Raw genomic sequence first — 24,982 nt, 5'->3', positions numbered from 1 at the left:
TCATTTATGCAACATAGATTATAGGAGGAGTACATGTCCTGGAGCAAATTGAAACAAAATCTGGAGAGTTTTCTGTGTCCCGCGTTAAATGGAAGGGTGGTATACCGCGCAACCAGCTACCGTTATTTACCTGATAAGGCTGGAATTTGTTATATTGCGGTCGATAAAAAGAACGTACTCAATATGAGTGATATAACAAATTCAATCCGATGGTATCAGACGGAGCAGGAAATTAAGAATGATTCAAATATCCAAATTCCTATCAGCAATGAAGAAATTGAAGCAGTCAGAAAAGATACTAAGGGGACAGTTCCGGAGGATCGTCTAATCGTAATAGCAAGAAGTAGAAAAATATCAGAATACGCAAAGGAAATGTTGTCGGCACAGTCATCATTAAGTAAATCAAATTTTATGGAAGTAGCTAATAAGTTCTTATCCATTTCTATAGATGAAAGCATAGAGAGCCACGAGATCTTATTGAACATTCTAGCTTTGGTGGACAGACGAGTCGGGAAAAAGAGAATTGTAAACATGACCGAGATGATGATGTTGAAACATCCAAGTGTACAGTATTTTTATGAACTACGGCGTAGTACACTATGAAAATAAGTAACTCATTTACCTGATATCGGATGCGCTTCAAAATGATTCAAAGTATGTTCCCATGTTGGGCGATGCATCGATAACTGTCCAATGTAGTCTTTCTAGGGGACCCTGTATGTGAAAAATAAAATATTAGACCGTGAAAATAAAGTTGTAGACTGGCTGCAGGCGTTAAGCTAACGACAGGTTAGTAACAAAGGATGTGGTAACATAAGGGTAATAATTTTGTAGGAGGTGTATGTTGAAAGTTAAGATACTGAGGAAGGAAAGGCTTGTTGTTATTGATGATTACTTTAATATTGGTGGAGCTCCAGAGCCTAATAATTTTTGTGTTTTCTAGAATAATGGACTCTTTTACTATGATAGATATGATGCTACCTTCTGTGCGTATTGTGATGAATGGGTAACCCCCAATTGTGGTAAAATTGACTGTTTATACTGTAATGCAAGACCTAGTACTCCACTTGAAATTAAAACCTTAGGTTAATCATTCAGTTCCCTTAGACTTATGGTTTATTAGGTGAATGGGCATTTAGAGCCTATGAAACAATTGCAAAAGGACTACAGACTATATGGAGCAATTAGCTAAGAGAGGAGTGATTGCTACGAAAGAAAAATGGATTGAGTTTTTCTTAGTCGCAGTAATTATAGGAGCTGTGTGGTTTCCTAAACTTTTTTTTCTCTTATCTATTCTTGCAGCGGTTGTATTATTTAAATTTTTCAATAAAGGTGTTTTGATAGCTTGTAGTGCTACGTGTTTGCTATTTATTTTTATACAATCTACTGTAGATCAAAAAATTATAGGTTCATTATCCATTTTATTCGCATTCTTTATGATGAAAATTAGAAAAAAAGCTTGAAAGTTTACTGTACTCGATGTTTAGTGTAGTCTTTGTTGTCATACGATGGAAAGGCCCATTGAATTTTTGTTATTAAATGCAAAACCTCAATAGTGTACGCACAGCATGTATGCTCTAAAAGTATCTCCTAAAAGGTGAATTATACTTGAACAAATCCACATTAAAATTGCCAGATACCATCTTTTTCGAAATTGGCTGAATCTGTACACTTCGTATCATCCTCACTGCCGTTCCGCGTTATTGACATTGGTCGGTTTCGCAACTAATCGCTAGGATACCGTAAAAAATCAAAGTAGTGTTCGAGTTAGTTTCCCTAGTTTAGCTTCTTAGATCCTTGATTGGCTTGAGTAAGTATTTGGTGAAATTTACTGAGGGTCTAAGAGAATTACTAAATTATGAGGATCATTTCTGATTGACTACATGAAGGCAGCCGGCACAACGATCGGCTGCCTTTGACTGTTGAAGTAACGGGCAGTAGAGCGTGGTGGCAATATGGTATTTATTAATGGTGAAAACCAACATTTTTATGAATCGGTTTTATTGGTAGACCAACAGTATCAATCATGTTAATCTTTAGTTGGATATATATGGATTATTTCTTTGGGGGTGAGTGCTATTGATATTCCGGAGATCATAAATAAAATGATTGAGGAAAATAAAAAAAGAATGAAAGAACTGAAGCCAGAGGAACGATTTATTAGGTTTTATGAAAGTAATAAGCCATATGGATGTTTCTCGAATTTTGCGAAGTATTCGATTGTAATAAATAACAAAGAGTGGGCAACAAATGAACATTATTTTCAAGCTCAAAAATATGTAGGTACTGAATATGAAGAAGAAATTCGTTTGGCTAGCACACCTATGGAAGCGGCTAAGCTAGGACGCGACAGAAAAAAGCCTCTTCGAAACGATTGGGAAGAATGTAAGGTACAGATAATGCGTGATGCTATAATTGCTAAAGTTGATCAACACGAAAATATTAAATCGATTCTATTGTCTACGGGCAATTGCACAATTATTGAACATACAATCAATGATTCTTATTGGGGAGATGGAGCTAACTTTAAAGGTCAAAATATGCTAGGGAAATTATTGATGGAAGTCAGAAATAGTTTAGAGGGCTATGTTCCAGAGTTTTTTCTACCCCAATGGATTGCTTTTCCTGAAATCCTTCCTTTTAGTATTGGTTGGAGAATGGGAGCAGGAGAAGACTATTTAATGTATTTATCGGAGTGGAGGAAGAAACAAACCTCAGAAGCACTAAAAGAATATGATGAATACTTTACTCCTCCAGAAGAGTGGATTGAAGCTAGGAAAGTACGTGAAGCTATTAAAAATAAATTCAAAGAAGAAAAGTGAATTTCAATAAGGATTAATCTTGATAACTCACCCAAACCTGATATGGAAAATAAACTGATTTATGCTACGAATATGATTTTCCTTTTAAAATACATACGTTATCTTTGAACTAACAGTGAACGTTAGCAATTACCAAGGAGCAGATCGCCGAGGCAGCTGCTCTTTTTGTCATTAAGCGATTCGACAGAACAACGCAATTGCATTGTAAAATTCTTACTTGAACAAGATAATAACATGGTAAAATTATGAAAAATGGATTGCATTTTAGGAGGGGCGTGTTTGAATTGAAGTTCTATAATAATGGGTTATACGTACTTTATGCAATTATTTTAGCTGGCATATCTATTTTCACCCGAGAAATAATTACTTTTATTATGTTAGGATTTGTTTTCATGGCTTTGTTGAATATTAATTCAACCTTGCAAAAGATACTTGCAAAAATGAATAATGACAAAGCACCCGAGGAGAGGAAGTAAGTTGATCAGAAGCAGGAAAAATATACTTAGAATGTGGAAATTAAGATTAACATCAAAGACTGGTTGAACGTCTCCAACAAACAAAGATTTGGAGGGTGTTATGTCAAATTTCATTTCAGAAATGAACTTTATAAAGGAAAAGCCTGCTTTGTATTTAGGGAAGAAGAACTTTACAATACTACATGGATTTATTCATGGCTTTTCGCATGCAGAGTTTGTTTATAAGATTGTTGAAGAGTATTCGAACTTATTTCCGTTACCTTTTCATTTTTTTCATGAATATGTACGGGTTAAATTAGGTTATCATGAGTCCACATCAGGTTGGTACAACATGATTTTCGAAAAGAACAATTATGATGAAGAAACAAGTTTTGACGAATTTTTTCGTTTTTATGAAGAATTTAATAATTTAAAAATCCAGAATTGTGTTAGTTCAATACTTTCTGATGAGAATATATATTTCCATATTAACGATCAATCTACACCTAAACGGTGGATTGGCTTTGATGAAAACGGTAATTCAGTTATTAAGCCTTTATTTTCTAACCCCGAAAAAATATTGTTAATGAAACTTTCAAATAATCTTGGGTATCTACGGGTGATTCTCACCCAAAAAGAATGCTTCTTGGTACTTAAGTTCAGTCAGCATAAAAAAAAGTCTACCGAGTACTTCCATATGTGTTTTGGTGAAAAATTGAATTGGATTAAAGATAAGTGGGATGATGGAATGTTAAACAATAGAAAAATCGTTTGGACTTCATCCAATTTAATGGACTAAGGCATAAGCCTGAAAATGGAACATAACGGGACACGTTAGTTCAATAACAGAATGCAGCGGCCGGCAACTGCTCTTTTTTATTGAAGTAACGGGCAACGCAACATTCGGAATAATATTAGCGTCCTTATGTATAGAAAATTATCCCATCATTTTATTGAAGGAGGGAAGTGCGTGAGGATACTTGTGTTTATTCTTTTGTTAATGTGTTTCATTACAACAACAGGGTGCACGAAAGATGAAATATTAATTACTTCAGAAAAGACTAAAACAATTGGAAATCCAACTGTACAAGAAGTTTTAAAAATGGATCCGAATGCTAATATTTTTATGTGTAAGGACACCGTATATAATGCAGGAATTCCTTGGGTTGACGAGTTGAAATTATCCAAAGACATACAAGTAACTGAAATTACTCACCAAAGTAATAATGGTAAAGCATTTAAAAACGGAACTGCAAATAAACTGGCAGTCGGAACAAAGATCTTTCGTGTTAAAGAGCGAAATGACATACTAATAGCTGAAACAGATGGAGGGGACATTCGATTCTATCAATTAGTTGAAGGATAGTAATATAGATTCTCTTTTATATTGAAGGACAAGTCTGCTTATATCTAGGAGGTTTGAAATGAAGGTCAAACGAATCGTCGCTAATATAAATACGAAGGATATCGAGGCAGCTAAATGCTTTTACCAGGATGTGCTTGGACTTGATTTGATGATGGATCATGGTTGGATCAGAACTTATGGTTTAAACGAGGAGATGAGCATTCAAATTAGTTTCGCCTCACAGGGTGGCTCAGAAACGCCTACGCCTGATCTATCGATTGAAGTCGATGATGTCGATGCAACATTAGACGGCATGAAGAGAGCTGGATTTCCGATAGAATATGGACCTGTTGATGAGCCTTGGGGCGTTCGACGATTCTATGTCCGTGACCCGTTCGGTAAGCTTATCAACATTCTTGCTCATGAAGATTGATACTTAAACGGCCATCGTCCACGACATTATGACGATTGGGGCTGTATCCGCTGCGATCAGAAGGATATCATGTTTGCTTCTCATTGTCTAGAATGCGATAATGTAAAAACACCAAATTTTAGGAGGCGCATGAGGGATGATCTACATGGTTGATTATCACTTTACCAAACCTGGTCAGGGGTCAACAAAAATGTACAAAGGGTCGATTCAAGTCGACATCGATAGTGATGTGGAGTCGGAGATCGTAGAAAAAGCAAAAGAGATCGTTATGGAAAAAGAAGGCGCCACAAGCGTGAAAATAGCTTTAATAAGCCCGGAATGTTAGGCCGCTCATACGAAGCGGCTTTTTTAATGTGAAAAACCACCAGCGAGGGCTAGTGGTTGATTTTTGCTAAGAGTGTATTGCTTTCAGTGTAAATGACTCATCTTTTGATATTAATATCCATGTCAGGGCATATGCTATTGACAATGCAACTACTACGTGTTACTTTATATCAGTAGTCAGTAATACTGCATACAAGTCGTACAGAATAGCAAAGGGTGATTGTGCTGGAAAACTTAACAGAAATGCTCAAAGGCGTGCTTGAGGGCTGTGTCCTTGAAATTATAAGCCGCAAAGAAACCTACGGATACGAAATCACGCGGCGGCTGAACGCCCTCGGCTTCACAGATGTTGTGGAGGGAACGGTGTATACCATCCTGATCCGACTTGAAAAAAACAAGTTGGTGGAGATCACCAAGAAGCCCTCTGACATGGGACCGCCGCGAAAGTTTTTTGCGATCAACGATGCGGGGCGCGAAGAGCTGCGAAGGATCTGGGAAAAATGGGAGTTCGTTTCATCAAAAATTAACGAGCTAAAGAAGAATGAACAATGAATTTTTGGGAAAAAATCACCGGCAGCGACATGACGAAAGAATTCAAGACTTTTGATTCGCGAGTTAAAAAGCTGCCGGCTGATTATCAAGCGGCATGGGAAAAAATTAATGTCAATCTTTGGCCGCACTCCGATTTCACCGGTCGCAATCTTATGCCAATTCTTGACGGTGTGCTTGGCCTGCTGGAAGAATCAGCGGCGGACGGTCAGAGTGTCCAAGAGGTTTTGGGTGACGATATCAAAGGCTTCTGTTCAGCGCTGGCTGGCGAAGAAGGGGCGAAGTCTCTTCGCGACAAGTGGCGCGAGCAACTCAACCATAATATCGCTAAAAAATTAGGTAAATAGGAGGAGGATAACATGAAAATACGAGATATCATCGAAGGCAAAAAAGAGTGGCGAGCGCTCGTGGCGCGTGTCAAAGCGCTCCCGCAAGATTATCAGATTGTTTATAAAGAGATGCAAAAATATCTCTTTAAGGTCGGCCCTCTTGAGCTGACCGAGGGGACGGGTTTGATCTCGGGGATTATCGATCTTTTTGAAGAGGGAGCGGCCTCGGGGAAAGGCGTGCTCGAAGTGACGGGCAGTGACGTAGCGGCTTTCTGCGACGATCTAATCAAAGATTCAAAAACTTACGCTGATATCTATCAAGAATCTGTTAGCCAAGAAGTTAGTAAAGCCATGAAAAAGGTTTCGGATAAGAAAAAGTAAAAGGGGGACGTCGCGATGGAAAAAGCAATTGAAGTGAAAGGTCTGCGAAAGTCTTTCAAGGATACAGAAGTCCTAAAAGGCGTCGATTTTGAAGTGAAGCGGGGGGAAATTTACGCCCTGCTTGGCTCCAACGGAGCGGGCAAGACGACGATTGTCAGAATTCTCACCACACTGCTCAAACAGGACGGAGGCACAGCCTTCGTTAACGGATTTGACGTCGCGTCAAAACCCGAGAATGTACGGCATGCGATCAGTCTGACCGGGCAATTTGCGGCGGTGGATGAGATTTTGACCGGGCGGGAAAATCTGATCATGATTGCCAAGCTGCGGCATCTGGATCATCCGCGTCAAGTTGCGGACGATTTGTTGAAACGTTTCGGCTTATCTGACGCGGCTGACCGTAAGCCATCAACTTATTCGGGTGGTATGCGCCGCAGGCTCGACATTGCTCTGGGCCTTGTGGGAAAACCGCAGATCATTTTCCTCGACGAGCCAACCACCGGGCTTGATCCTGAGGCGCGTATCGAAGTTTGGAAGATTGTAAAGGAGCTTGCCGACGGCGGCACGACGGTATTCCTGACCACGCAGTATTTAGAGGAAGCCGAGCAGCTTGCCGACCGAATTGCCATTCTGCACGAGGGCAGGATTATCGCCGGCGGTACGCTCACGGAGCTGAAAAAGCTGTTCCCGAAAGGGAAGGTAGAGTATGTTGAAAAACAGCCGACTTTAGAGGAAGTATTCCTCGCAATCATCGGTAAAAAGGAGGCCATGTAAATGGAGACGGCAAAAAAACATTTTTTCAGCGACATGAGCGTTATGCTTGGACGTTCCATGCGCCACATTTTCCGCAGTATGGACACCATTTTCACGGTCTGCCTAACTCCGATTGCCATGATGCTGCTGTTCGTATATGTGTTTGGCGACGCAATCGAAACCGGTACGGATAACTATGTGAACTACCTGTTGCCTGGCATACTGCTTATGGCTATCGCTAGCGGGGTGGCTTACGTCGGTTACCGCCTGTTTATGGATAAGCAAAGGGGCATCATTGAGCGGTTCCACTCCATGCCGATTGCGCGTTCCACTGTCCTATGGGGGCATGTGCTGACCTCGATGGTATCCAACGTCATTTCTGTTGTCGTCATCATTCTCGTAGCGCTCATTATGGGCTTTCGCTCGTCGGCAGGGGTACTGTCTTGGCTTGCCGTAGCCGGTATACTCGTGCTGTTTACGCTGGCTTTGACTTGGATCGCGGCCATTGCCGGACTATCCGCAAAAACGATGGAAGGTGCAAGCGCCTTTTCCTATCCGTTAATCTTCCTGCCGTTTATCAGTTCTGCCTTCGTGCCGACCGACTCGATGCCGAAAGTGGTTCGGGCTTTTGCCGAAAATCAGCCGGTGACCTCTATCGTAGAAACCATCCGTGCACTATTGGCAAATCAACCGGTAGGCAATGATATCTGGGTCGCTTTAGCGTGGTGCTTAGGGATAATGATCGTCGCCTATCTATTTGCGGTGCGCGCCTACAAACGGAATTGAGCTTAATGTTTGTAGGCATTGATAGTGGTCAACAAAAACCAGGGAGCAGACTGCAACGGTGGCCTGTTCTCTTTTATTTGATCATGTTCGCTTCAGCTAATATGAATTCCAGTATTTTCATCTGAAATTTTACTCGGGTCACCATTGGCAGGCTCCAGCACGTTTCGGCGGTAACTGCTTTTGCTTTCAACAATCGATATGCAGCATGGCGGCCTGAGCCAGGTAATTTTCGCAAGCGCACTTTAAACTTTCTTGATTTTTGAACAATAGATTGATTCAAATGTGATGCTACTCGCTTGATTGTAGGAATTGCTGTGCTATTAGGATTTGCAATCAATGTCTGTCCCAACGCTTTTGGGTTTAATTGGGACAAGCCGTTGGCTTCATGCAGATCAACATACCACGATGGCTGAAATTGCTTAGCTAATTGAAATAATGAAGCAGACAGCGGATGACGGGCAGAATCTTTCCATTTTCGCGGAAATGTCCGGTTCAGATCGGGAATCCCCCTGATTCGCCTCTTATAAGCCTGACGATTGACTATCGGTACAATCACCAGAGTTCCGCGTTTGATCTGGAGCCTGTTTTCCTTCAGTAGACGTACAAGTTTATTAGCTGCACGTATACTGGCAATTTCTTTCCCGTGAACTCCGGCAGTTATCATCATCGTTTGTCCTTTTGAGCTTCCGCTAACGACATAAAAAGGGGTTTCGAACCTGGTGGCTTTTGCCAACAGGTGTTTTTTAATATTCATAAACGAACCATCTCCCGGGTACTTACTGCTCATCTTTTAATTTTTGCGTATCTGAGAATCCTTTGGTACATCGTTTTGTTTTTCAAAGTGTTAAAGATGCTCATATCGGGCTGTGTGTTAATCTCCAGGACCCAGGGTTTCATTTTATGATCAATTGCTATATCAACTCCGAATGCTCGTTTACTTCTATAACTTTTACTAAGAACAGCGCTTGCATCTTTCCCTAAACTCTCAATGGTTTGAATGTACTGTTTCCGCGATTCGTCATTCAGATGTGGCTTGAGCAAGGTATCTATAGGCAGTGGAGTTCCACCCGAATGATAATTTGTTACTATTTTATTTCGTTTTGCTTGTCTTCCAATAATCCCAGTAACATCCAATGTTCCTTTTTCATTCTTTTGTAACATAACCCTGATATCAAACGGACGATTTTTATATTTCAACAAAATAATTCTTTCTTGGACAATATATTTATCCCTAATTAGTTTCTTTTGAATCGAATTAACTAAGACATTTAAGGAGTTATAATTACGTACATTCGATCCGGTGTGAAAAACAAAGTTGTTTTTTTCCTCAGTAATTTTATATATCCCATGTCCGCCTGTTCCCTCATCAGGTTTTAAGTAGACTGAGCCATACATTCTCAGCATTGTTTTTATGTTAGACAAAGTTGCTTTTCGAGTGTCCGGTAAAAAAGAGCTTATCATCTTATATTTCTTCATGAAAATGTACTTTCCTAATTTCCCCATTTTGTATTTTACCTTTTTCACACGAACAACCTCCAACCAAATGGATTGAATCACCTGTACTATGGTATACATTTAGTGTTTACCTGGAACGGCTTCTACCTAAATGTAGGAATTCTAACGGAGACTAATTCGGTAGTTAAGTTGATTATCGTTTATGTTAGAATTGAAACCAAAGAGACACAGGAGGAAAATTTTATGAATATTCGAGTTTTGGATGAGCACGATGCTAGTTTGTACCAAGAACTACGATTAAGTGCCTTGAAAATCAACCCCGAGGCTTTTGGCTCTACATATGAGCGAGAAGTAGAATTTTCACTTGAAACTGTTGTTGAGCGAATAAAACCAACAAGAGACAAGTTTGTACTTGGGGCTTTTGATGATCGTGGCTCGCTTGTTGGAATCGTAGCTTTTGTACGGGAGAGCGGTTTAAAAACTGCTCATAAAAGCAATGTTTTTGGGATGTTTGTAGCACCGGAAAAGAGTGGGCAAGGTTTGGGAAAATCACTGATGCTTGAACTGATTAGTAAAGCAAGAGATTGCGAGGGGATTGAGCAAATTAACCTAGCAGTTATATCCGAAAATGTCATTGCAAGAAAACTGTACGATTCTTTAGGGTTCAAGGTATATGGTGTGGAACAGAGAGCCTTAAAGTACAACGGTAAATATTTTGATGAGGATTATATGGTTCTAAGACTTTGAAAAATCGCTCCGGATAGTGTAATCGGACATCGTAGATTCTACAAAGGGGCCAGCACCTCAGGAATATATCAACGATCCACTTCCTAAAGGTGTATCGGAAATTAAGTATAAGTCAGGTAATTTAACCCTTAAAGCTTGGTTATCTAATTTGCCTGGAGATAGTGAGCAACATCCTGCTATTGTACATGGAGGATTTGCTTTCGGGATGGATGATTGGATCGATGCAAAAAAATTTCAAGATGCAGGATATATAGTTTTAGCCCCAATGTTAAGAGGGGAGAACGGAAATTCGGGAAACTTTGAATTTTTTTTTGGTGAAGTTAACGATGTTATTTCGGCTGGAGAATTTCTTTTAACATTAAAGGAAGTGGATCCAGATCGAGTTTTTCTAGCTGGACATAGTTCAGGTGGAACAATTTCTATGCTCACATCTATGATGCCATCACCATATAAAGCAATTTCGAGTTATGGTGCAGCACCAGATCAAGAAACATTTTTAAAAAGCGGCTGGGATGAGGTTGCACCGTTTAACGTTAAAGATGCGAATGAAGTGACACTGAGATCGCCGAATAAGTTTACGCAAAGTATTCAAAAAAAATTATTTGTTTATATCGGTAACAAGGATAACGATCACCTAAAAGAAAATTACTCCTTCGTTCAAACAGCAAAAGAAAATGGTAAGAACGTTGACATTATTCTTATGGAGGGCGATCATTTTACTTCCTTGGATAAATCAATTTTTGATAGTATTGATAAATTCAATCATATGTAAGCATTCCATGGATTTTTAAGACGAAGAGGGGGAAACCAAAATGAAGACGATTAAGTGTATGATGGACCACCTGTACTGGGCGGACGGACGTATCTTGGACGCGCTCGAGAAGAGTGAGACGAAGAACAAGGACCTTCTGAAGCTGGTTCGGCACGTCGCGGTCGCGGAACGAGTCTGGCTGTCCCGATTGCAGAGCAAAGGAAGCGCGAAATATTCGTTGTGGGAGGAAGCGGAGGACCTGACAGCGATCAGGCCGATGTTCGAAGATAACGCCGAGCAATATCGCGTCTATATCGAAGGGCTCGAGGAATCCAAGTTGGACGAGATGATCGACTATGCAAACCAGAGCGGGGTTCCGTTTCAAACGTCCGTCCGGGACATCTTGTTGCAAGTCCTCTTACATGGGCAATATCACCGTGGACAGATCAACCGGGCACTTCGGATCGAATCGGCGGAGCCTGCCCAAGTCGATTACATCACGTTTGCGAGGCTCTAATTGGGCCTAATAACTTCGAATATGTGTTAAAAAGAACACAAAAAGTATTGAAGGCAAAAACGGGGGAAGTTAAATGAAATTTAACATAGAAGGCTGCTGAGGAAAAGTATTCGGCGACCTTGACGGGAGTGAGCGTTATGTTAAAAATAAGCAAAGCTATTATAGCAGTAATCATTATCTGTATTTCCAGTTATCTACTAATTACTAAGGAATTTGAATTAATGCCTTATTTGATGTTATTACTGGCGATATTTATGTTGGTGACAGGATTAGTCGAATATCAAAGAAACAGAAAAGGATTTTGGGGGTATTTAAGTATTGTAGTTTCATTGTTTATTTTATTTGTCTCTATACATGGCTTCTTTTTCAACTAACGGATAAAGATTACGGTTATTCTTTGGTAGTTGAGGGGTGGAAAGTTGACCCTTTAGGGATAAAAATAAAAATTACCAGAGTTACATCTTCAATAGAAGAGGTGAGACACGAGGCTGCCGACATGGATCGGTAGCCTCGTTGTGCTGACTGACCGATTAGAGCAATGAAACTTATTAATAACTTCAGAACTAAAGTGTTAAAATAATGGAAAGAAAATTTAAAGGAGAGTATACACATGATCGTCGTTACGACCGAAAACATTCCGGGATATAAAGTCAAAGAACTCAAAGGAATGTGCTTTGGACTGATTGTTAGGAGTCGCGGGCTTGGCGCTGACATCAAAGCAGCATTCAAAGGTTTGGTGGGAGGCGAAATCAAACAGTTCACTTCGTTGCTAGAAGATCTCCGGAAAGAATCCATGGACCGCTTGGTACAAAACGCTCAGGCAATGGGCGCGAATGCCATTGTGATGGTCCGCTTTGATTCAGGGGAAATTGGAAAATCAATGGGTGAAATCGTAGCATACGGCACCGCCGTAGTGGTTGAAAAAGATGGAGAATGAATTGGATCCTAGGTTATTATGGCGTTCAGTTAGTTATTGTTCTGATAATCATTGTCTTATCTGTGCTTGTCTATGACAAACGCTACAAAAAAAGAAAGTCTGGGGTTATTCCCAATGGGTTTATCCGCACGGAGGAAGTTAGCGTAGACCCCGTTACACATGAGAAGCAGCGAGTTTATTACAACCCAGATACAGGTGAGCGAATCTATATTCGTGAATAAAGCAAAAACAGCTCTTTCTAGATCAGCAGTAATGAAGGGATATAAGCACTCTCAGACGAGGGTGTTTTTATTTTCCCTACAAATACTGGTAATGTTGATATCGCTTTTTACGTTGCTTATGGAAAACTTCCATGTGATAATAGGGGTGCCCTTTAAGAGGAAAAATTACCCAATTAAAGACCGAGGGACATCGTTACATTCTCCAAGGAGGCTGCGCTCATCTCATGGTGATACCCCGACAACCGATTCATAACCAATCGAAACCATTGAACGAATCGAAACCTACGGAATCCAGTACCCGTTCATTGACACAAGCATTATCTACCTCCGTCCCTGGAAGCATCCATCGCCTGCATCGTATGTTCGGAAATCAAGCAGTGCAGCGTATGTTCGGCAATCAGTCTGCACAGCACGTGGTGCAGCGGTCGAATGAGCTTATGATTCAACGTTATGAAGAATCAGACGTAGAGGACATGATGGAAAATATGTATAAAGTTAAAAAGGGGGATAAGAATTATCACGAGACGGAAAAGAATGTGAATACGATTCTAGGTATCGCCGAGGAAACCGGATTCTTAAGCGAAGTCAAGGAAATGGCGAACAGCGGTCGCGTTCTCAATCCTGACGGTTTCTATAAAACAATTACGGCATTTAATGCGAAGGCGAAGGCAGGCAAGAAAAAAACAGATACGAAAGAGGATAACACGAGGTCCAGCAAAGGTTTTATTCGGGAGATTCTGTTTGCTTTAGAGCAAATCAAAGACGGAAACCAGGTGCAATTCGGTACAATGGGCCCGGATCCGCTCGCTGATAAGCTGAAGAAATCGGGCCGGGATAAGGAGGCTGAGGCTATCGCTTCCGACCCAATAGATCTCGGTTATGAATGGGGCGGAGACACGGTCGTCTGGGGCAAGGATACGGTGGAAACGAGGCAGCACAAAGTTATTGAAGGAGAGAAGTTGGAAACGTTTGAAAAGGAACTGATCAAGGCAGTTAAGCAATTGGACGGGCAAAATGGCGAGGTAGCGATTAAGGATTCGGTGCGGATTGCCGACCTGGTTATTATGGAGGGAAATGAACTAATGGAGAAGGATGCTCAGTTTATCCGTGGGCTGATCGAGACTTCGCTGAAAAAGAATACCTTCCGCAAGAAGCCTTTACACGCTTTCGTAGATTCTGTGCAAGTCACTACGGCTAAACTGGGGCAGGTCGATTACAGGATCAATAAGGAAACGGGGGATGTCACCTATGGCGGGGACAAGTCTTCAGATGTAGTAAATGTGTTGAACAAGCGAGACCCCGCGGAAAAGATGGCCGAAGCGTCCGTAGGTAAAAAGAAGCAGGCACGGAACCTTGTGGCAGAGTTGATAGAGGCAAAAAAGAAGTTGGAATCGGCAACCGATGAGATAAAGGACGAGCTCCTGGACGATCCCAGGGATATCCAAGAACGCATTCAATTGCTGGAGAAGGTCATCTCGATCAGGGGAGAAATCAAGAAAGAGTATATTCTGAGTCTTGAAGGAGTGAAAGATGCTGATAGTGGCATTAAAGCCTTGAAAAAGGAGAGGGGGCAATGGATTTCCAAAAAGAAGAGGGAAACGGATACTGCTGACGCGAATGAAGAAGGCTGGAAGAATGCTTTCGGCGCTCAGGCTCTGCAACTGAAAGAGCAAGAGGATAAGCTCGATGAGGCGGAAAAAAAGTGGGGAGAGGAGAAGTCAACAGAGAAGGAAAGTCTGGAGAACGAGGAGAAACGCAAGAGGGAACTGACCACACAGATGGAGACGGTCAAGAAGATGGTTCAGGATCAAGTGAAAGCCATGAAAGACCGCAGCGAATACATCGACAGTAAGGTCAAGGCAGCACTCCAAGAGAAATATAAAGACGAGTATGAGGACAGCAAGGTGGCCGTACTGGATGAACGCTGGCGCACGGAAAATGAGTCCGAATACAAACTTGAGATGAAGAAGCTCCGCGAAGAATGGGAGGCGCTTCACCAAGAGGATGGGATGGCAGAGAAAGCAAATCAGGCCGACGAGCGGGAAAAGAACGGTACGGGACGAAATAAGGCAAGAAATGAGCGAGCTGGGCAGAACAAAATTGAAAAGCAGCTGAAGATTGATGCCGTCAGAAAGGATTATCAGGATATCATCTCGGCTGTTGAAGCGATTGTCAGCAATGGAGAAATGTGCGATACGTTAGCGGAAAATATTAGCAATATCGTGTTCGAAACCGGCAACAGAAAAGCGGTGACGAAATTGATGTCTGACGTTGCCGTGGAGCTGGAAATAGCGCAGAAAGGGAAGTTGATTGATCACGACACTCTGAAAATGTTTACGGAAGACTTATGCAAGGGAGGAAAATATCTTAATTTTCAGGGCAATTTGGCTGAAATTCGGCATGCCAATCTGGCGACTAAGAGCATGCTGCCCGATTCGAAACCAGTGAAAATCGGCACAGAAGAATGGGACAAAGATAAGCCGCAAGAGGAAGGCAAGCCGCAGGAGGTAGACGTCTCCTATATCGACGAGAAAGGCATTCTGCAGCTTCGCGAGGTGGCATGGGACATCGATACGCTGGAGGACAAATTGTATGACAAAGGTAAAGAATCGCAGCGAAAAGGCTACGCGGCTCTAATGAAGAAGAGAAGCAGCCCGCAAAACATCAATGGAGAAGATATTAAAGGCGTACAAATGTCCTATGTGGTTGAAAAGGCTTCTGAGAGCGATAAGGAGCTAATTTTCACCAAAATTCCAAAAGGACAGCAAAACATATCCGATAACCGCGGTGGTATTGCCAAATATCTTATTCAACATGGCATGTCACTGTATATCGGTAATGACTTATACGATCCAAACAGACTTAGTCAGGAACTGAAAAGATTCATTTGATCTGGAATGGGATTGAGTTAATTATAATTAATCTTTCCCTATATTGTGAATGATCTTAATGTTATTATTCTATTGTTGTAAAAATAAATCGTAACGAGGTGAGGACAATGAAAACAATAAAATATACGTCTTATCCTCATATTGCTTTTTAGTTATTTATTTACGAATACACTAGGCTCTGAGGGTGGGATCCATTCTCTGGGCTTTTTTTATTTAGGCAAAAGGAACATTTAAGTTTTCTTGCCGGTGTATGACAGCCACTTACAGAGTGGCTGTTATTTTTTTGGACAAAATTGAAAGGATGATGCTTTATTAAAAGACTCGCTCAATATTTTCGCTCATTACAATCCGGACAGTCATCTTACAGTCTGATTTATGAAGGTTCATACTATGATCAAGGGGGGACGATATCTGACCCAACTTATTGGAATAATGATGTTGCCTATTACATTGAACGGACACATAAACTCACTCTTGATAAACCATGTATCACCATAAAAATACCTTTTGATCGTCTCGGCTTAGATGAGAATGTGGATCAAGTTGTTCTTTCAGATTTTGCATTAAGAGCATGGGTTGATCATATTGAGGCATTAAATGAATTGATTTATAACCGGTCACGTTCTGATAAAGAAAATGGTGCTTTTTATTGTTTTCGTCCAACCAATGTGGTGTTGCAACGTAATGCATCCTTTGTCGAAGTCATCTCGGATAAATGGTATCTATGCTTAATGATTACAGTTCAACTTCCATTCAAGAATAATGATAAAGCTATGCGCATGCTCTGCAAAATGCTTCCAAAAGAAGTGGAGGAGTTAATTGCCAAGTGGGATCTCATTAAATTAAATGCTGCCTATGAATTGGTAAAAAAACAAAATAGAATTCGCGAATGGCTCAAATCCAGTGATTATTGTGCGTTTATTGCGAATGGAAGCATTTTGCCAAGAAATAAAGACAACAGCGGGCCACTGGAGGGTGCCTTGCCTTTTACATCACCGGAAGATATTGAGATTGAAATTTGTGGTTTACGAGGAATGGGAATCAAACATGGTGTGACGGTTATCACCGGCGGTGGTTATTCGGGTAAAAGCACTATGCTGGATGCACTAAATTCGGGGATTTACAATCACAGCATAGGCGACGGACGAGAATTTGTGATTACAGATCAAAGTGCAATGGAAATATCGGCAGAGGAAGGCCGTTCCATAAGAAATATTAATATTACGCCTTTCATAAAATGGATACCGAATAGTTCGGCTGAACAGTTTTCGACTGACTACGCCTCAGGTTCCACATCGCAAGCCGCAAATATTATGGAAGCAATCAACGTCGGGTGTAAGCTTCTTCTTATTGATGAAGATAGAAGTGCGACGAATTTCATGATTCAAGACATCAAAATGCGATCATTAATCAAGCATGAACCCATTACACCTTTTACGGAACGTGTCAGGGAGCTTTACGAGGCTGTCGGCGTATCTTCCGTTCTTGTTATTGGAGGTAGCGGTGAATTTTTATCCGTTGCCGATCAAATCATCCTGATGGACAATTTTGTGCCAAAAAACGTAACCGAAGAAGCAAAAAAATTATGTGAACACGACAAACCACGCGAACGTATCCCCTTTACAAAATGGGAGATAGAAAGAAAAATAACCACCGATCACTTTTCGAGCTATCCTCAGGGCAGTGGTACAGAAAAGCTGATGGTTTCAACCATGGGATACTTGATGATAGGCGATGAACAAATTGATATCAGAGGGCTTTACAATATCACATCACACGCCCAGCTTGCAGCTATTGCTTTTTTAATTCGAAAAATCGCTATAAGTAATACGGATCGCCACATCTTTCTTCATGAAAAGATCAAAAAAGCTCTCGAAGATATGGAGAGAGAAGGAGTGGATATTGTATTTTCTTCCTTTTTTCCTGGTTTCGAAAGATGGCTTGAATTACCAAGAATGAATGAAGTGTTATCTGTCATAAACCGAATGAAACATTTGAGTTTTATTCAGCTTGAGCCTTCTGAACACCTTTAATTACGATATAAATATCCGTATAATGAAAAGTATTGAAAAGCGATACCGCCATGAAAAAAGAAGATTCGATTGGAGGATGAACGATGGGACTGTTTTCATTTATTAAAGGCCAGTTTATCGAAGTTATCGAATGGATTGAAGATACGGATTCGATCGTGTACCATTTCCCGGCATACGACCACGCGATTAAGATGGGGGCGCAGCTGACGGTACGGGAAGGGCAGGCCGCGATCTTCGTAAACGAAGGACAAATCGCCGATGTGTTCGGTCCGGGGAAATACGAGCTGAGCACGCAGAATATGCCGGTGCTGACGGCGCTCAAGTCGTGGAAATACGCCTTCAACTCTCCGTTCAAAGCGGATGTATATTTCGTCAATACGACCAACATCACCGATCAGAAATGGGGTACGACGAACCCGGTCATTATGCGCGACAAGGAATTCGGAATGGTGCGCGCGCGCGGCTTCGGGAATTATTCGTTCAAGGTGAAGGATCCTGCTGTGTTTATGAGGGAAATTTTTGGTTCGCACGAGGATTTCAATCCAGGACAAATATCCGGCTACTTCAAAACGATGATCGTCTCGGGCGTGAGCGACCTGCTGGCCGAATCGGGCATCCCGATCATCGATCTGGCCATGCATTACGATGAGCTTAGTTCGCAGGCTGGCGCCAAGCTGCAGTCGAATTTTGCAGCGATTGGGCTTGCACTGACCGGCTTCGTGATAGAGAATATTTCCCTGCCCGAAGAGGTCGAGAAGATGATCGACCGCAGATCGTCGATGAACATCGCCGGAAACCTTGATCAATACATGAAGTATCAAACTGCCGAATCGATCCGCGAAGCGGCTAACAACCCCGGTGGCGGATTAGCCGGAGCTGGGGCGGGACTCGGCGCCGGCATGGCAATGGGACAAATGATCAACCAGATGATGACTGGATCCGGGCAGCAGCCCGTTTCGGCCAATCCTGGCGGAGAGGCTCAGGCTCACAATCCGAACCAGGCCCAGACCCATGACGTACCCGATAAAGACGGCAATACCGAGCAATGCGGCAAATGTAACCATTCGCTAAAGGCGAACGACAAATTTTGTCCTGAGTGCGGAACCGCCCGCCCCGAGCACCGTTTCTGCCATGAATGCGGTGGCGCGCTGACTCCGGGAGCGAAGTTCTGCTCCAGCTGCGGCACCAAATTGTAAAGGATGATTCGAGATGGGAGCCAATGAGCCAATACCACCGCAAGAACAGACGGTTACCTTCCCGTGTCCGGGGTGCGGTGGCCAGATGCAGTTCGACACGGCCAGCCAAACGCTGAAATGCCGCTATTGCGGCAGCGAGAAGCCTATCGGAGATGGCACTGAGGAGGAGCCGGAGGAACACGAACTCGATTTCTCCGACGAAGACGACTCTTCTTTGAAGGATTGGGGTACGGAACAGCAGATGATCAAATGCGGCAACTGCGGTGGCGAAATGCTGCTGCCTGCGAGCCAAACCGCAGCCGTGTGCGGGTTCTGCGGATCGCCCAAGGTGCTGCCGCAGGGCAATCCGGGGAGCATCCGTCCGGAATCCGTCATTCCATTCCATATCTCCCGGGACCAAGCCACCAAAGCTTTCAACGCATGGCGCAAAAAAAGGTGGTTCATCCCGAACGAATTCAAGAAACGGTCCGTCAATTCCAATCTGAACGGCATCTACGTGCCGTTCTGGACGTTCGATACCGATACGGATTCGTCGTATACGGCGGAGGTTGGCATCTACCACTATCGGCAGGAGACGCGCACCCGCGTCGTCAACGGCAGGACTGAAACGTATACGGAAACCGTCCGTTACACTGTATGGCACTGGACCAAGGGCACATACGGACAATTTTACGACGACGTGCTCATCCCGGCCTCCGGACAATACGACAGCACACTGCTGAACAAGCTGAATGACTTCAAACTCGACCAGCTTGCCTCTTATAAGCCTGAGTATTTGAGCGGGTTTATTGCGGAGCGATATACCGTCTCCCTCCGGGAGGGCTGGAACCAGGCGAAAACCCATGTTGACGCCCAACTGGAAAGCGAGATCCGGCGTACGATCGGCGGAGATGAAATCCGCAACCTGGACATCCGCACCAGATACTTCGACCGCACCTACAAGCACATATTATTGCCTGTGTGGAATGCGACCTACATGTACAAAAACAAAACGTACCGCTACATGGTGAACGGAGAGACGGGGAGCGTCACTGGCCGCGTGCCGAGAAGCCCTTGGAAGATCACGCTGTTTACTCTGTTCTGTATCCTGATTATCGTATTTATCTTCTACTTGATCGGCCAACAGCAGTAGATTGCGCGTGACATGTTGATTTTACGCATTAAATTTGTAAAGTAAAAAAATGTGAATAATCATTTGACGTAAATTTTTCCATTGTGTAATATAAAGCTACGCTTAATTTCCGGCTTTTGTAAAAGCTTGGAAAGCGGGGGAACCAATTTTTTGGGGCGAATCATTATGTAGGGAACCATCTTTCCCGAGCCCGGCAGCTAACCTCGTCAGCAGTGGATGGGTCAAGCTTCTTTATGATGCAAATAGTTGCATTTTAGACCCGTATTAACGGGTTTTTAATTTTAGACCCGTTAAAGCAATGGGATCGTATTTGTTCCTTACGATTCCTTGCCCTACGGGTCTTTTTTGTTTGATTATTTAAACCCATCCATAAACTTCTAAAGAAAGGAGGATTTTAAACGGGAGGATATATTGAATTTATTCATTTTATTCAAAAATAAGGATTCAAGGAGGATCATATATGGCACAGCCGAAATATATAACCGATATTGATAAAATTCTTGATATTCCTGAGCAGGAACGGGAAAAGCTTAAGGAAATAACGGAAAAGTTCGTATTTCGTGTGAATGATTATTACTTGAAATTGATTAATTGGGATGATAGCAACGATCCGATTCGAAAATTAATTATCCCAAACGAAGGTGAATTATCGGAGTATGGACGGTGGGATGCATCCGATGAGGATACAAACTACGTTGTTCCAGGCTGTCAACATAAATATCGTACAACGGCATTATTACTCGTGTCGGAAGTATGTGGTGCTTACTGTCGGTACTGCTTTCGCAAGCGATTATTCCGGAATGATGTGAACGAAGCTATGGCTAACGTTGACCCCGGAATAGCTTACATTGCCGCTCACCCCGAAATCAATAACGTACTTCTGACTGGTGGAGACAGTTTAATCCTATCTACATCCAGATTAAGAAAAATTATTACAGCGTTACGAGAGATCGATCACGTGAAGATTATCCGACTAGGCTCTAAAATTCCAGTCTTTAATCCGATGAGGATTTATGAAGACACGGAGTTGCTTGAGCTGATCCGAAGTTACTCTACAGTTGAGAAGCGCATCTATATAATGGCACATATTAACCATCCAAGAGAAATAACGAATGAGGCAAGGTTGGCTTTTGAAGCTTTGCATCATGCCGGCGCCATCGTTGTGAATCAAACTCCTGTGCTTAGGGGGATTAATGACACCCCGGCTATACTCGCCGAACTACTTGATAAATTGTCCTGGGCAGGAGTAACCCCTTATTATTTCTTTATCAATCGCCCCGTTGCTGGAAATCGTGATTTTGTATTACCGTTAGAAAAAGTTTATCACATTGTCGAGCAGGCAAAATCCAAAACTTCGGGTCTTGGAAAAAGAGTGAGGCTATCCATGAGTCATACCTCTGGTAAAATTGAGATTTTAGCAATTGAAGATGGTAAAGCATACTTAAAATATCACCAATCCAGAGATGAGAACTACGGAAAATTTATGATCTTAGATTGTCCTAAAGATGCTGCTTGGTTTGATGATTTGCCTGGGAGTGAACAGTTATGGGAAAAACCTAAAAAGAAAGATGCTGAAATAATTTCCGTTAATGAGCTCCCAGATATGCCACAACTAAATAACCATCCTTATTAGAGTAGATAGTAGCATGATGTTTTTAGAGCCTTCACCAAAGGGCTCTTTTTTTATTTACAAACGCTCCTTCATCAAATCTAGATTGGGGCTTGGTGATGGCACAAAGGAAGCACAGATGTTTTAATCCTTTAACTTGCTTTACGTTGTCACAGGTCCTCATATTATTTTCGACTTTTAAGGGCAACAAAAAAAGAACATGAAAAAAAGAAAATTGCAAGAAACCAGCCAAAGGCAGGCGCTGAGGGCCAAAGATTCTTTCCTGCAAATGCAAATCCTAAGAAAGCTACTCCAAACATACAAAGAACTGTTGGTTTCATGGATGTTCTCCTTTTATTTCATTAGAATTTTTTATTGGTCATATGTAAAAAACTGCTTCTAATATTCCATAATCTGTATTGACGTATCGTCTTGGGAAAAGTTGCATTTTAAAAAAGGTATAAGGAGCACCGACAAATTATTGAGGAACTTAAAAAGAGCCGCACGGCAAATTCGTACGACTCTGCAAAAAAATCTGTTATCGTGTACTCTTCCATGTCCACCTTGCCAGTTACCGTGAATTCATTTGCTGATGTTGACCTTGCCACCCTCCACCTTGGTGGCTTGGCCATTGACCACTTTGACCGTGACCACCTTGCCATTGCCCACCGTGCCAACCATGATAAGGCATTGGATAATGATGTGATTGGTAATGCGGATATGGCATGGGGTAAGTGATAACAGGTTGATGATGCATTTGCGGATGATAAGGATTAGGATAATAGTTTTGGTTGTAACTCATTGAACAATCTCCTCCTAATTTTGATACATCAACCTATGTGGAATTGTAATAAATGGATGCTTGACTTTAACTATTTGGGCGTGATTCGAACGATTTGTGCTTCGATTGCTTATAACAGCTATTCGCCGACATGAATTGGTCAAAGTTGTATAAAAATGCCCTCCCCGGATAATAGTAATCACAAAAAAGGAGAATTTTGCGTGAAAAAGGTTTTATTTGCAGCTTTGTTACTTTTTTTACTCATAGGATGGGTTTATCTTGACATAGAAATAGGCGTAAAAGAAGCTGCAACGGCAAAACAAACTCCTTTCCTCTATGCCGATTTTCAGATGTATAACGAGGGACAAGATTTCTATGATTCGCTCTTTTCCGATATTCAAAAGTCGAAAGAGTACATTTATATACATTTTTTTATCATCCGAAACGATGAAATTAGTAATAAATTTCTTGGTTTATTGGAGGATAAGGCAAAACAAGGGGTCGAAGTTAAGTTATCGACAGATCGAATGGGAAGCTTTCTATTTAAGAAATCGATGCGAGAAAGATTACGAAAGGCTGGGGTGCAATTTACGTTTAGCGGAAAGCCTACGTTGCCTCATCTCTTCTATACGTTACAAAATCGGAATCATCGCCGGATTATTGTGATTGACGGGACGACCGCATACATTGGCGGTTTTAATATGGGAAAGCAACATTTAAATCAAGATAAGCGATTGGGCCATTGGGAGGATTATCACTTTCGTATCAGTGGTGACGGCGCTCAAGAAATGGAAAGACAATTTTTGCTGGATTGGAAAAATAACACGGGTGACAGTTTTCCTGTCCATACTAGATTCCTTAAAAACGGAAATACGCGTTATGAGTATTTATTTACGGACGGAAAAGGATTGGCGGAGCGGTATCAAGACTGGATCATGAAGGCAAGTCATTCGATCGTGATTGCCTCACCTTATTTTATTCCAGGAAAGAAAATGGAGGATGAATTGCTGGAGGCAAGAAAACGAGGTGTTTCTATAAAAATTTTAGTTCCGCTTACTAGTGATTTCCCTTTGATAAAACAAGCTGCATACCCGTACTTAAGAGAACTCTTGAAACATGGGGCGGAAATTTATGTATATCAAAACGGTTTTTTTCATGGAAAGGTTATGAGCATTGATGGAAAGCATGTGATGACGGGCACCCCTAATTTTGATACTCGCACCTTTTATCTGAATAAGGAATCAGTATGCTCGATTTATGATGGACCGATTATTGCTGAGATTCAGAAAAAGTTAGAGGATGATTTTCGGATATCAATGCGTGTTTCTGATACTTATTTTGATAAATTGAATATATGGGAACGTTTATTGGAGAGGACGATTTCGATAGTTTCTTTTTATCTCTAGCGATTTTGTTATTGTCAATATGAGTTAAGGCCATCCGCAAAGGGTGGCCTTAAAAAATGTTGGGATTGATTGTCGCGATGCGATAACGACATTTTATTTATCATACTGCGTTAACGCATGGTTCAGCATGAGGCTGAACTGGTGCACATAAGGTTTCAAATCGCTGACCGTATCAAGGAAGGTGATATATACCCGCAAGAGGGTGCCGCTCGGTTTAGGTTGTTCAAGCTCGCGTTGAAGCAGATCGATGACCTCTCGAAGATCCTCCCGAATGCGTGCTGGCTGGGGCAGTTCCTCGATCTTGACGGCAACGAATTTCAGAAACGCTTCAATGTTAATCTGACGGGTGCTGCTGTCCAACGGGTTAATGTCGTTGAAATAAGCGCTCGATGCTTTGAGCACAGGCTCCGCTCGGCTTGAAATCAAGTCGCCGACGATAGCATCTATTCGATCCGTAAGGAAACCGCCCAAATCAGCCATCGGGACTGCAATCACGGCTTGAACCGCATGAGCTAAATACTCCTTCAACATGCCGCGGAAGATAGCCACGGTATCTCCTAGATAAGGGACAATGGGCTCGCCATACGCTTCATGGAAACATTCGTGGTGCATGGCAAGCAGATCGGCACGTTTCTTACGCCATTCATGCAGAAAATTGTCGTTGCTAGTGATCGGCAAATCCTTGAATTCGCTTGTGAAAAAGTAATTTTCGAGCATAAATTGCAGTTGAAACACGATCTTGCGGCGCAAAATTTCCTTAGGAGGATGCCCCTCCAACCTAAGTGTCCGGTCAAGCGCCCGGGCTTCTTCGAAGAACGTCCGGTGAACCTCGACGAAGATCCCGGTGAACAAATCCTCCTTTGAGGGGAATACTTTGTAGATACTCCCTTTGGCCATGCCGCAAGCTTCCGCGATGTCCTGCATGGAGGCAGCAAAATACCCTTTTTCTTTGAAAATGCGCATAGCCGTATAAACGATTTGTTGTCTTTTGAATTCTTCCATTTTCACCACCTCTACACATTCTGACATGTCTAACCCTGATGGTCAATAAAGGAATTGACACAAAAAACTATAAAGTCATATAATGAACTTGTGAGTTTTATACACAAAAACCAAGGAGGTGAGCCAA

General features: G+C 42.1%; 29 protein-coding genes and 1 riboswitch. Of the genes, 24 read left to right on the top strand and 5 right to left on the bottom strand.

Going from position 1 to position 24,982, the window contains the following annotated elements; all coding sequences use genetic code 11:
* The first annotated feature begins 33 nt into the window (after positions 1-33).
* The 12 genes from GC097_RS00965 (at position 34) to GC097_RS00910 (ending at position 8,177) form a co-directional block, all read left to right on the top strand.
* Positions 34-603, top strand: coding sequence for an SF0329 family protein (locus tag GC097_RS00965; protein ID WP_171681475.1), 570 nt, complete (start codon positions 34-36; stop codon positions 601-603).
* A gap of 572 nt (positions 604-1,175) precedes the next feature.
* Complete coding sequence (locus tag GC097_RS00960; RefSeq protein ID WP_171681474.1) at positions 1,176-1,463, top strand: hypothetical protein; 288 nt, start codon at positions 1,176-1,178, stop codon at positions 1,461-1,463.
* 606 nt (positions 1,464-2,069) lie between these two features.
* Complete coding sequence (ybiA, locus tag GC097_RS00955; protein WP_312875591.1) at positions 2,070-2,822, top strand: riboflavin biosynthesis intermediates N-glycosidase; 753 nt, start codon at positions 2,070-2,072, stop codon at positions 2,820-2,822.
* Positions 2,823-3,398: 576 nt separating this feature from the next.
* On the top strand, positions 3,399-4,076 hold the full coding sequence (locus GC097_RS00950; protein ID WP_171681473.1) for a hypothetical protein: 678 nt from the start codon (positions 3,399-3,401) through the stop codon (positions 4,074-4,076).
* Positions 4,077-4,247: 171 nt separating this feature from the next.
* Positions 4,248-4,643 (top strand): hypothetical protein, encoded by a 396-nt coding sequence (locus tag GC097_RS00945; RefSeq protein WP_171681472.1) that lies wholly within the window; start codon positions 4,248-4,250, stop codon positions 4,641-4,643.
* Between the two features lie 58 nt (positions 4,644-4,701).
* Positions 4,702-5,055 (top strand): VOC family protein, encoded by a 354-nt coding sequence (locus tag GC097_RS00940; protein WP_171681471.1) that lies wholly within the window; start codon positions 4,702-4,704, stop codon positions 5,053-5,055.
* 136 nt (positions 5,056-5,191) lie between these two features.
* A complete protein-coding gene (locus GC097_RS00935; protein ID WP_171681470.1) occupies positions 5,192-5,380 on the top strand; it encodes a hypothetical protein in 189 nt (62 codons plus the stop codon).
* A 242-nt stretch (positions 5,381-5,622) separates the two neighbouring features.
* Positions 5,623-5,931 carry a PadR family transcriptional regulator gene (locus tag GC097_RS00930; RefSeq protein WP_281364221.1) on the top strand — a complete coding sequence of 103 codons (309 nt, stop codon included), beginning with the start codon at positions 5,623-5,625 and terminating at the stop codon, positions 5,929-5,931.
* Positions 5,928-6,275: a DUF1048 domain-containing protein gene (locus tag GC097_RS00925; RefSeq protein ID WP_171681469.1), complete on the top strand. Its 348-nt coding sequence runs from the start codon at positions 5,928-5,930 to the stop codon at positions 6,273-6,275. The genes GC097_RS00930 and GC097_RS00925 overlap by 4 nt, the downstream gene beginning before the upstream one ends.
* Before the next feature lie 12 nt (positions 6,276-6,287).
* A complete protein-coding gene (locus tag GC097_RS00920; RefSeq protein WP_171681468.1) occupies positions 6,288-6,638 on the top strand; it encodes a DUF1048 domain-containing protein in 351 nt (116 codons plus the stop codon).
* Positions 6,639-6,653: 15 nt separating this feature from the next.
* Positions 6,654-7,412: an ABC transporter ATP-binding protein gene (locus tag GC097_RS00915; protein WP_171681467.1), complete on the top strand. Its 759-nt coding sequence runs from the start codon at positions 6,654-6,656 to the stop codon at positions 7,410-7,412.
* Positions 7,413-8,177 carry an ABC transporter permease gene (locus tag GC097_RS00910; protein WP_171681466.1) on the top strand — a complete coding sequence of 255 codons (765 nt, stop codon included), beginning with the start codon at positions 7,413-7,415 and terminating at the stop codon, positions 8,175-8,177.
* Positions 8,178-8,250: 73 nt separating this feature from the next.
* On the opposite strand, the gene GC097_RS00905 is transcribed toward GC097_RS00910, so the two are convergent.
* Positions 8,251-8,931: a M14 family metallopeptidase gene (locus tag GC097_RS00905; RefSeq protein ID WP_171681465.1), complete on the bottom strand. Its 681-nt coding sequence runs from the start codon at positions 8,929-8,931 to the stop codon at positions 8,251-8,253.
* A 29-nt stretch (positions 8,932-8,960) separates the two neighbouring features.
* Positions 8,961-9,701, bottom strand: a complete 741-nt coding sequence (locus tag GC097_RS00900; protein ID WP_312875590.1) for a YheC/YheD family protein — start codon at positions 9,699-9,701, stop codon at positions 8,961-8,963.
* Between the two features lie 174 nt (positions 9,702-9,875).
* Between GC097_RS00900 and GC097_RS00895 the strand changes: the two genes are divergently transcribed.
* The 11 genes from GC097_RS00895 (at position 9,876) to GC097_RS00845 (ending at position 21,690) form a co-directional block, all read left to right on the top strand.
* Complete coding sequence (locus tag GC097_RS00895) at positions 9,876-10,379, top strand: GNAT family N-acetyltransferase (RefSeq protein ID WP_171681464.1); 504 nt, start codon at positions 9,876-9,878, stop codon at positions 10,377-10,379.
* Between the two features lie 205 nt (positions 10,380-10,584).
* Positions 10,585-11,151 carry an alpha/beta hydrolase family protein gene (locus GC097_RS00890; protein WP_171681463.1) on the top strand — a complete coding sequence of 189 codons (567 nt, stop codon included), beginning with the start codon at positions 10,585-10,587 and terminating at the stop codon, positions 11,149-11,151.
* A 40-nt stretch (positions 11,152-11,191) separates the two neighbouring features.
* On the top strand, positions 11,192-11,647 hold the full coding sequence (locus tag GC097_RS00885; RefSeq protein ID WP_171681462.1) for a DinB family protein: 456 nt from the start codon (positions 11,192-11,194) through the stop codon (positions 11,645-11,647).
* 137 nt (positions 11,648-11,784) lie between these two features.
* The gene (locus GC097_RS34900; RefSeq protein WP_171681461.1) at positions 11,785-12,021 is read left to right on the top strand and encodes a DUF3953 domain-containing protein; all 237 of its coding nucleotides are present in this window, start codon (positions 11,785-11,787) and stop codon (positions 12,019-12,021) included.
* A gap of 236 nt (positions 12,022-12,257) precedes the next feature.
* On the top strand, positions 12,258-12,584 hold the full coding sequence (locus GC097_RS00875) for a YbjQ family protein (RefSeq protein WP_171681460.1): 327 nt from the start codon (positions 12,258-12,260) through the stop codon (positions 12,582-12,584).
* A complete protein-coding gene (locus GC097_RS00870; protein WP_171681459.1) occupies positions 12,581-12,805 on the top strand; it encodes a hypothetical protein in 225 nt (74 codons plus the stop codon). Before GC097_RS00875 ends, GC097_RS00870 begins: the two co-directional genes overlap by 4 nt.
* A gap of 224 nt (positions 12,806-13,029) precedes the next feature.
* Positions 13,030-15,696, top strand: a complete 2,667-nt coding sequence (locus GC097_RS00865; RefSeq protein WP_171681458.1) for a hypothetical protein — start codon at positions 13,030-13,032, stop codon at positions 15,694-15,696.
* 533 nt (positions 15,697-16,229) lie between these two features.
* Positions 16,230-17,729, top strand: coding sequence for a P-loop domain-containing protein (locus tag GC097_RS00860; RefSeq protein WP_171681457.1), 1,500 nt, complete (start codon positions 16,230-16,232; stop codon positions 17,727-17,729).
* 83 nt (positions 17,730-17,812) lie between these two features.
* Positions 17,813-18,925, top strand: coding sequence for an SPFH domain-containing protein (locus GC097_RS00855; RefSeq protein ID WP_171681456.1), 1,113 nt, complete (start codon positions 17,813-17,815; stop codon positions 18,923-18,925).
* 85 nt (positions 18,926-19,010) lie between these two features.
* Positions 19,011-20,057, top strand: coding sequence for a TFIIB-type zinc ribbon-containing protein (locus GC097_RS00850; protein ID WP_246293866.1), 1,047 nt, complete (start codon positions 19,011-19,013; stop codon positions 20,055-20,057).
* Positions 20,058-20,146: 89 nt separating this feature from the next.
* Positions 20,147-20,284: riboswitch (cyclic di-AMP (ydaO/yuaA leader) on the top strand.
* Between the two features lie 233 nt (positions 20,285-20,517).
* Positions 20,518-21,690 carry a KamA family radical SAM protein gene (locus tag GC097_RS00845; RefSeq protein WP_171681454.1) on the top strand — a complete coding sequence of 391 codons (1,173 nt, stop codon included), beginning with the start codon at positions 20,518-20,520 and terminating at the stop codon, positions 21,688-21,690.
* Positions 21,691-21,851: 161 nt separating this feature from the next.
* On the opposite strand, the gene GC097_RS00840 is transcribed toward GC097_RS00845, so the two are convergent.
* Together GC097_RS00840 and GC097_RS00835 are read right to left on the bottom strand one after the other, a co-directional pair.
* On the bottom strand, positions 21,852-22,007 hold the full coding sequence (locus GC097_RS00840; RefSeq protein ID WP_171681453.1) for a hypothetical protein: 156 nt from the start codon (positions 22,005-22,007) through the stop codon (positions 21,852-21,854).
* A 230-nt stretch (positions 22,008-22,237) separates the two neighbouring features.
* Entirely contained in the window at positions 22,238-22,468 is a 231-nt protein-coding gene (locus GC097_RS00835) for a hypothetical protein (RefSeq protein ID WP_171681452.1), read from the bottom strand.
* 200 nt (positions 22,469-22,668) lie between these two features.
* Between GC097_RS00835 and GC097_RS00830 the strand changes: the two genes are divergently transcribed.
* The gene (locus GC097_RS00830; protein WP_312875589.1) at positions 22,669-23,853 is read left to right on the top strand and encodes a phospholipase D-like domain-containing protein; all 1,185 of its coding nucleotides are present in this window, start codon (positions 22,669-22,671) and stop codon (positions 23,851-23,853) included.
* Between the two features lie 93 nt (positions 23,854-23,946).
* Here the strand turns inward: GC097_RS00830 and GC097_RS00825 are convergent, their stop codons facing one another.
* Positions 23,947-24,855: a TetR/AcrR family transcriptional regulator gene (locus tag GC097_RS00825; protein WP_171681450.1), complete on the bottom strand. Its 909-nt coding sequence runs from the start codon at positions 24,853-24,855 to the stop codon at positions 23,947-23,949.
* Positions 24,856-24,982: the final 127 nt, after the last annotated feature.

This window comes from Paenibacillus planticolens, from assembly GCF_013141725.1.
GTDB lineage: Bacteria > Bacillota > Bacilli > Paenibacillales > NBRC-103111 > Paenibacillus_E > Paenibacillus_E planticolens.
The sequence above is the reverse complement of the archived record's forward strand: the minus strand, read 5'-3'. Positions and strand labels throughout refer to the sequence as shown.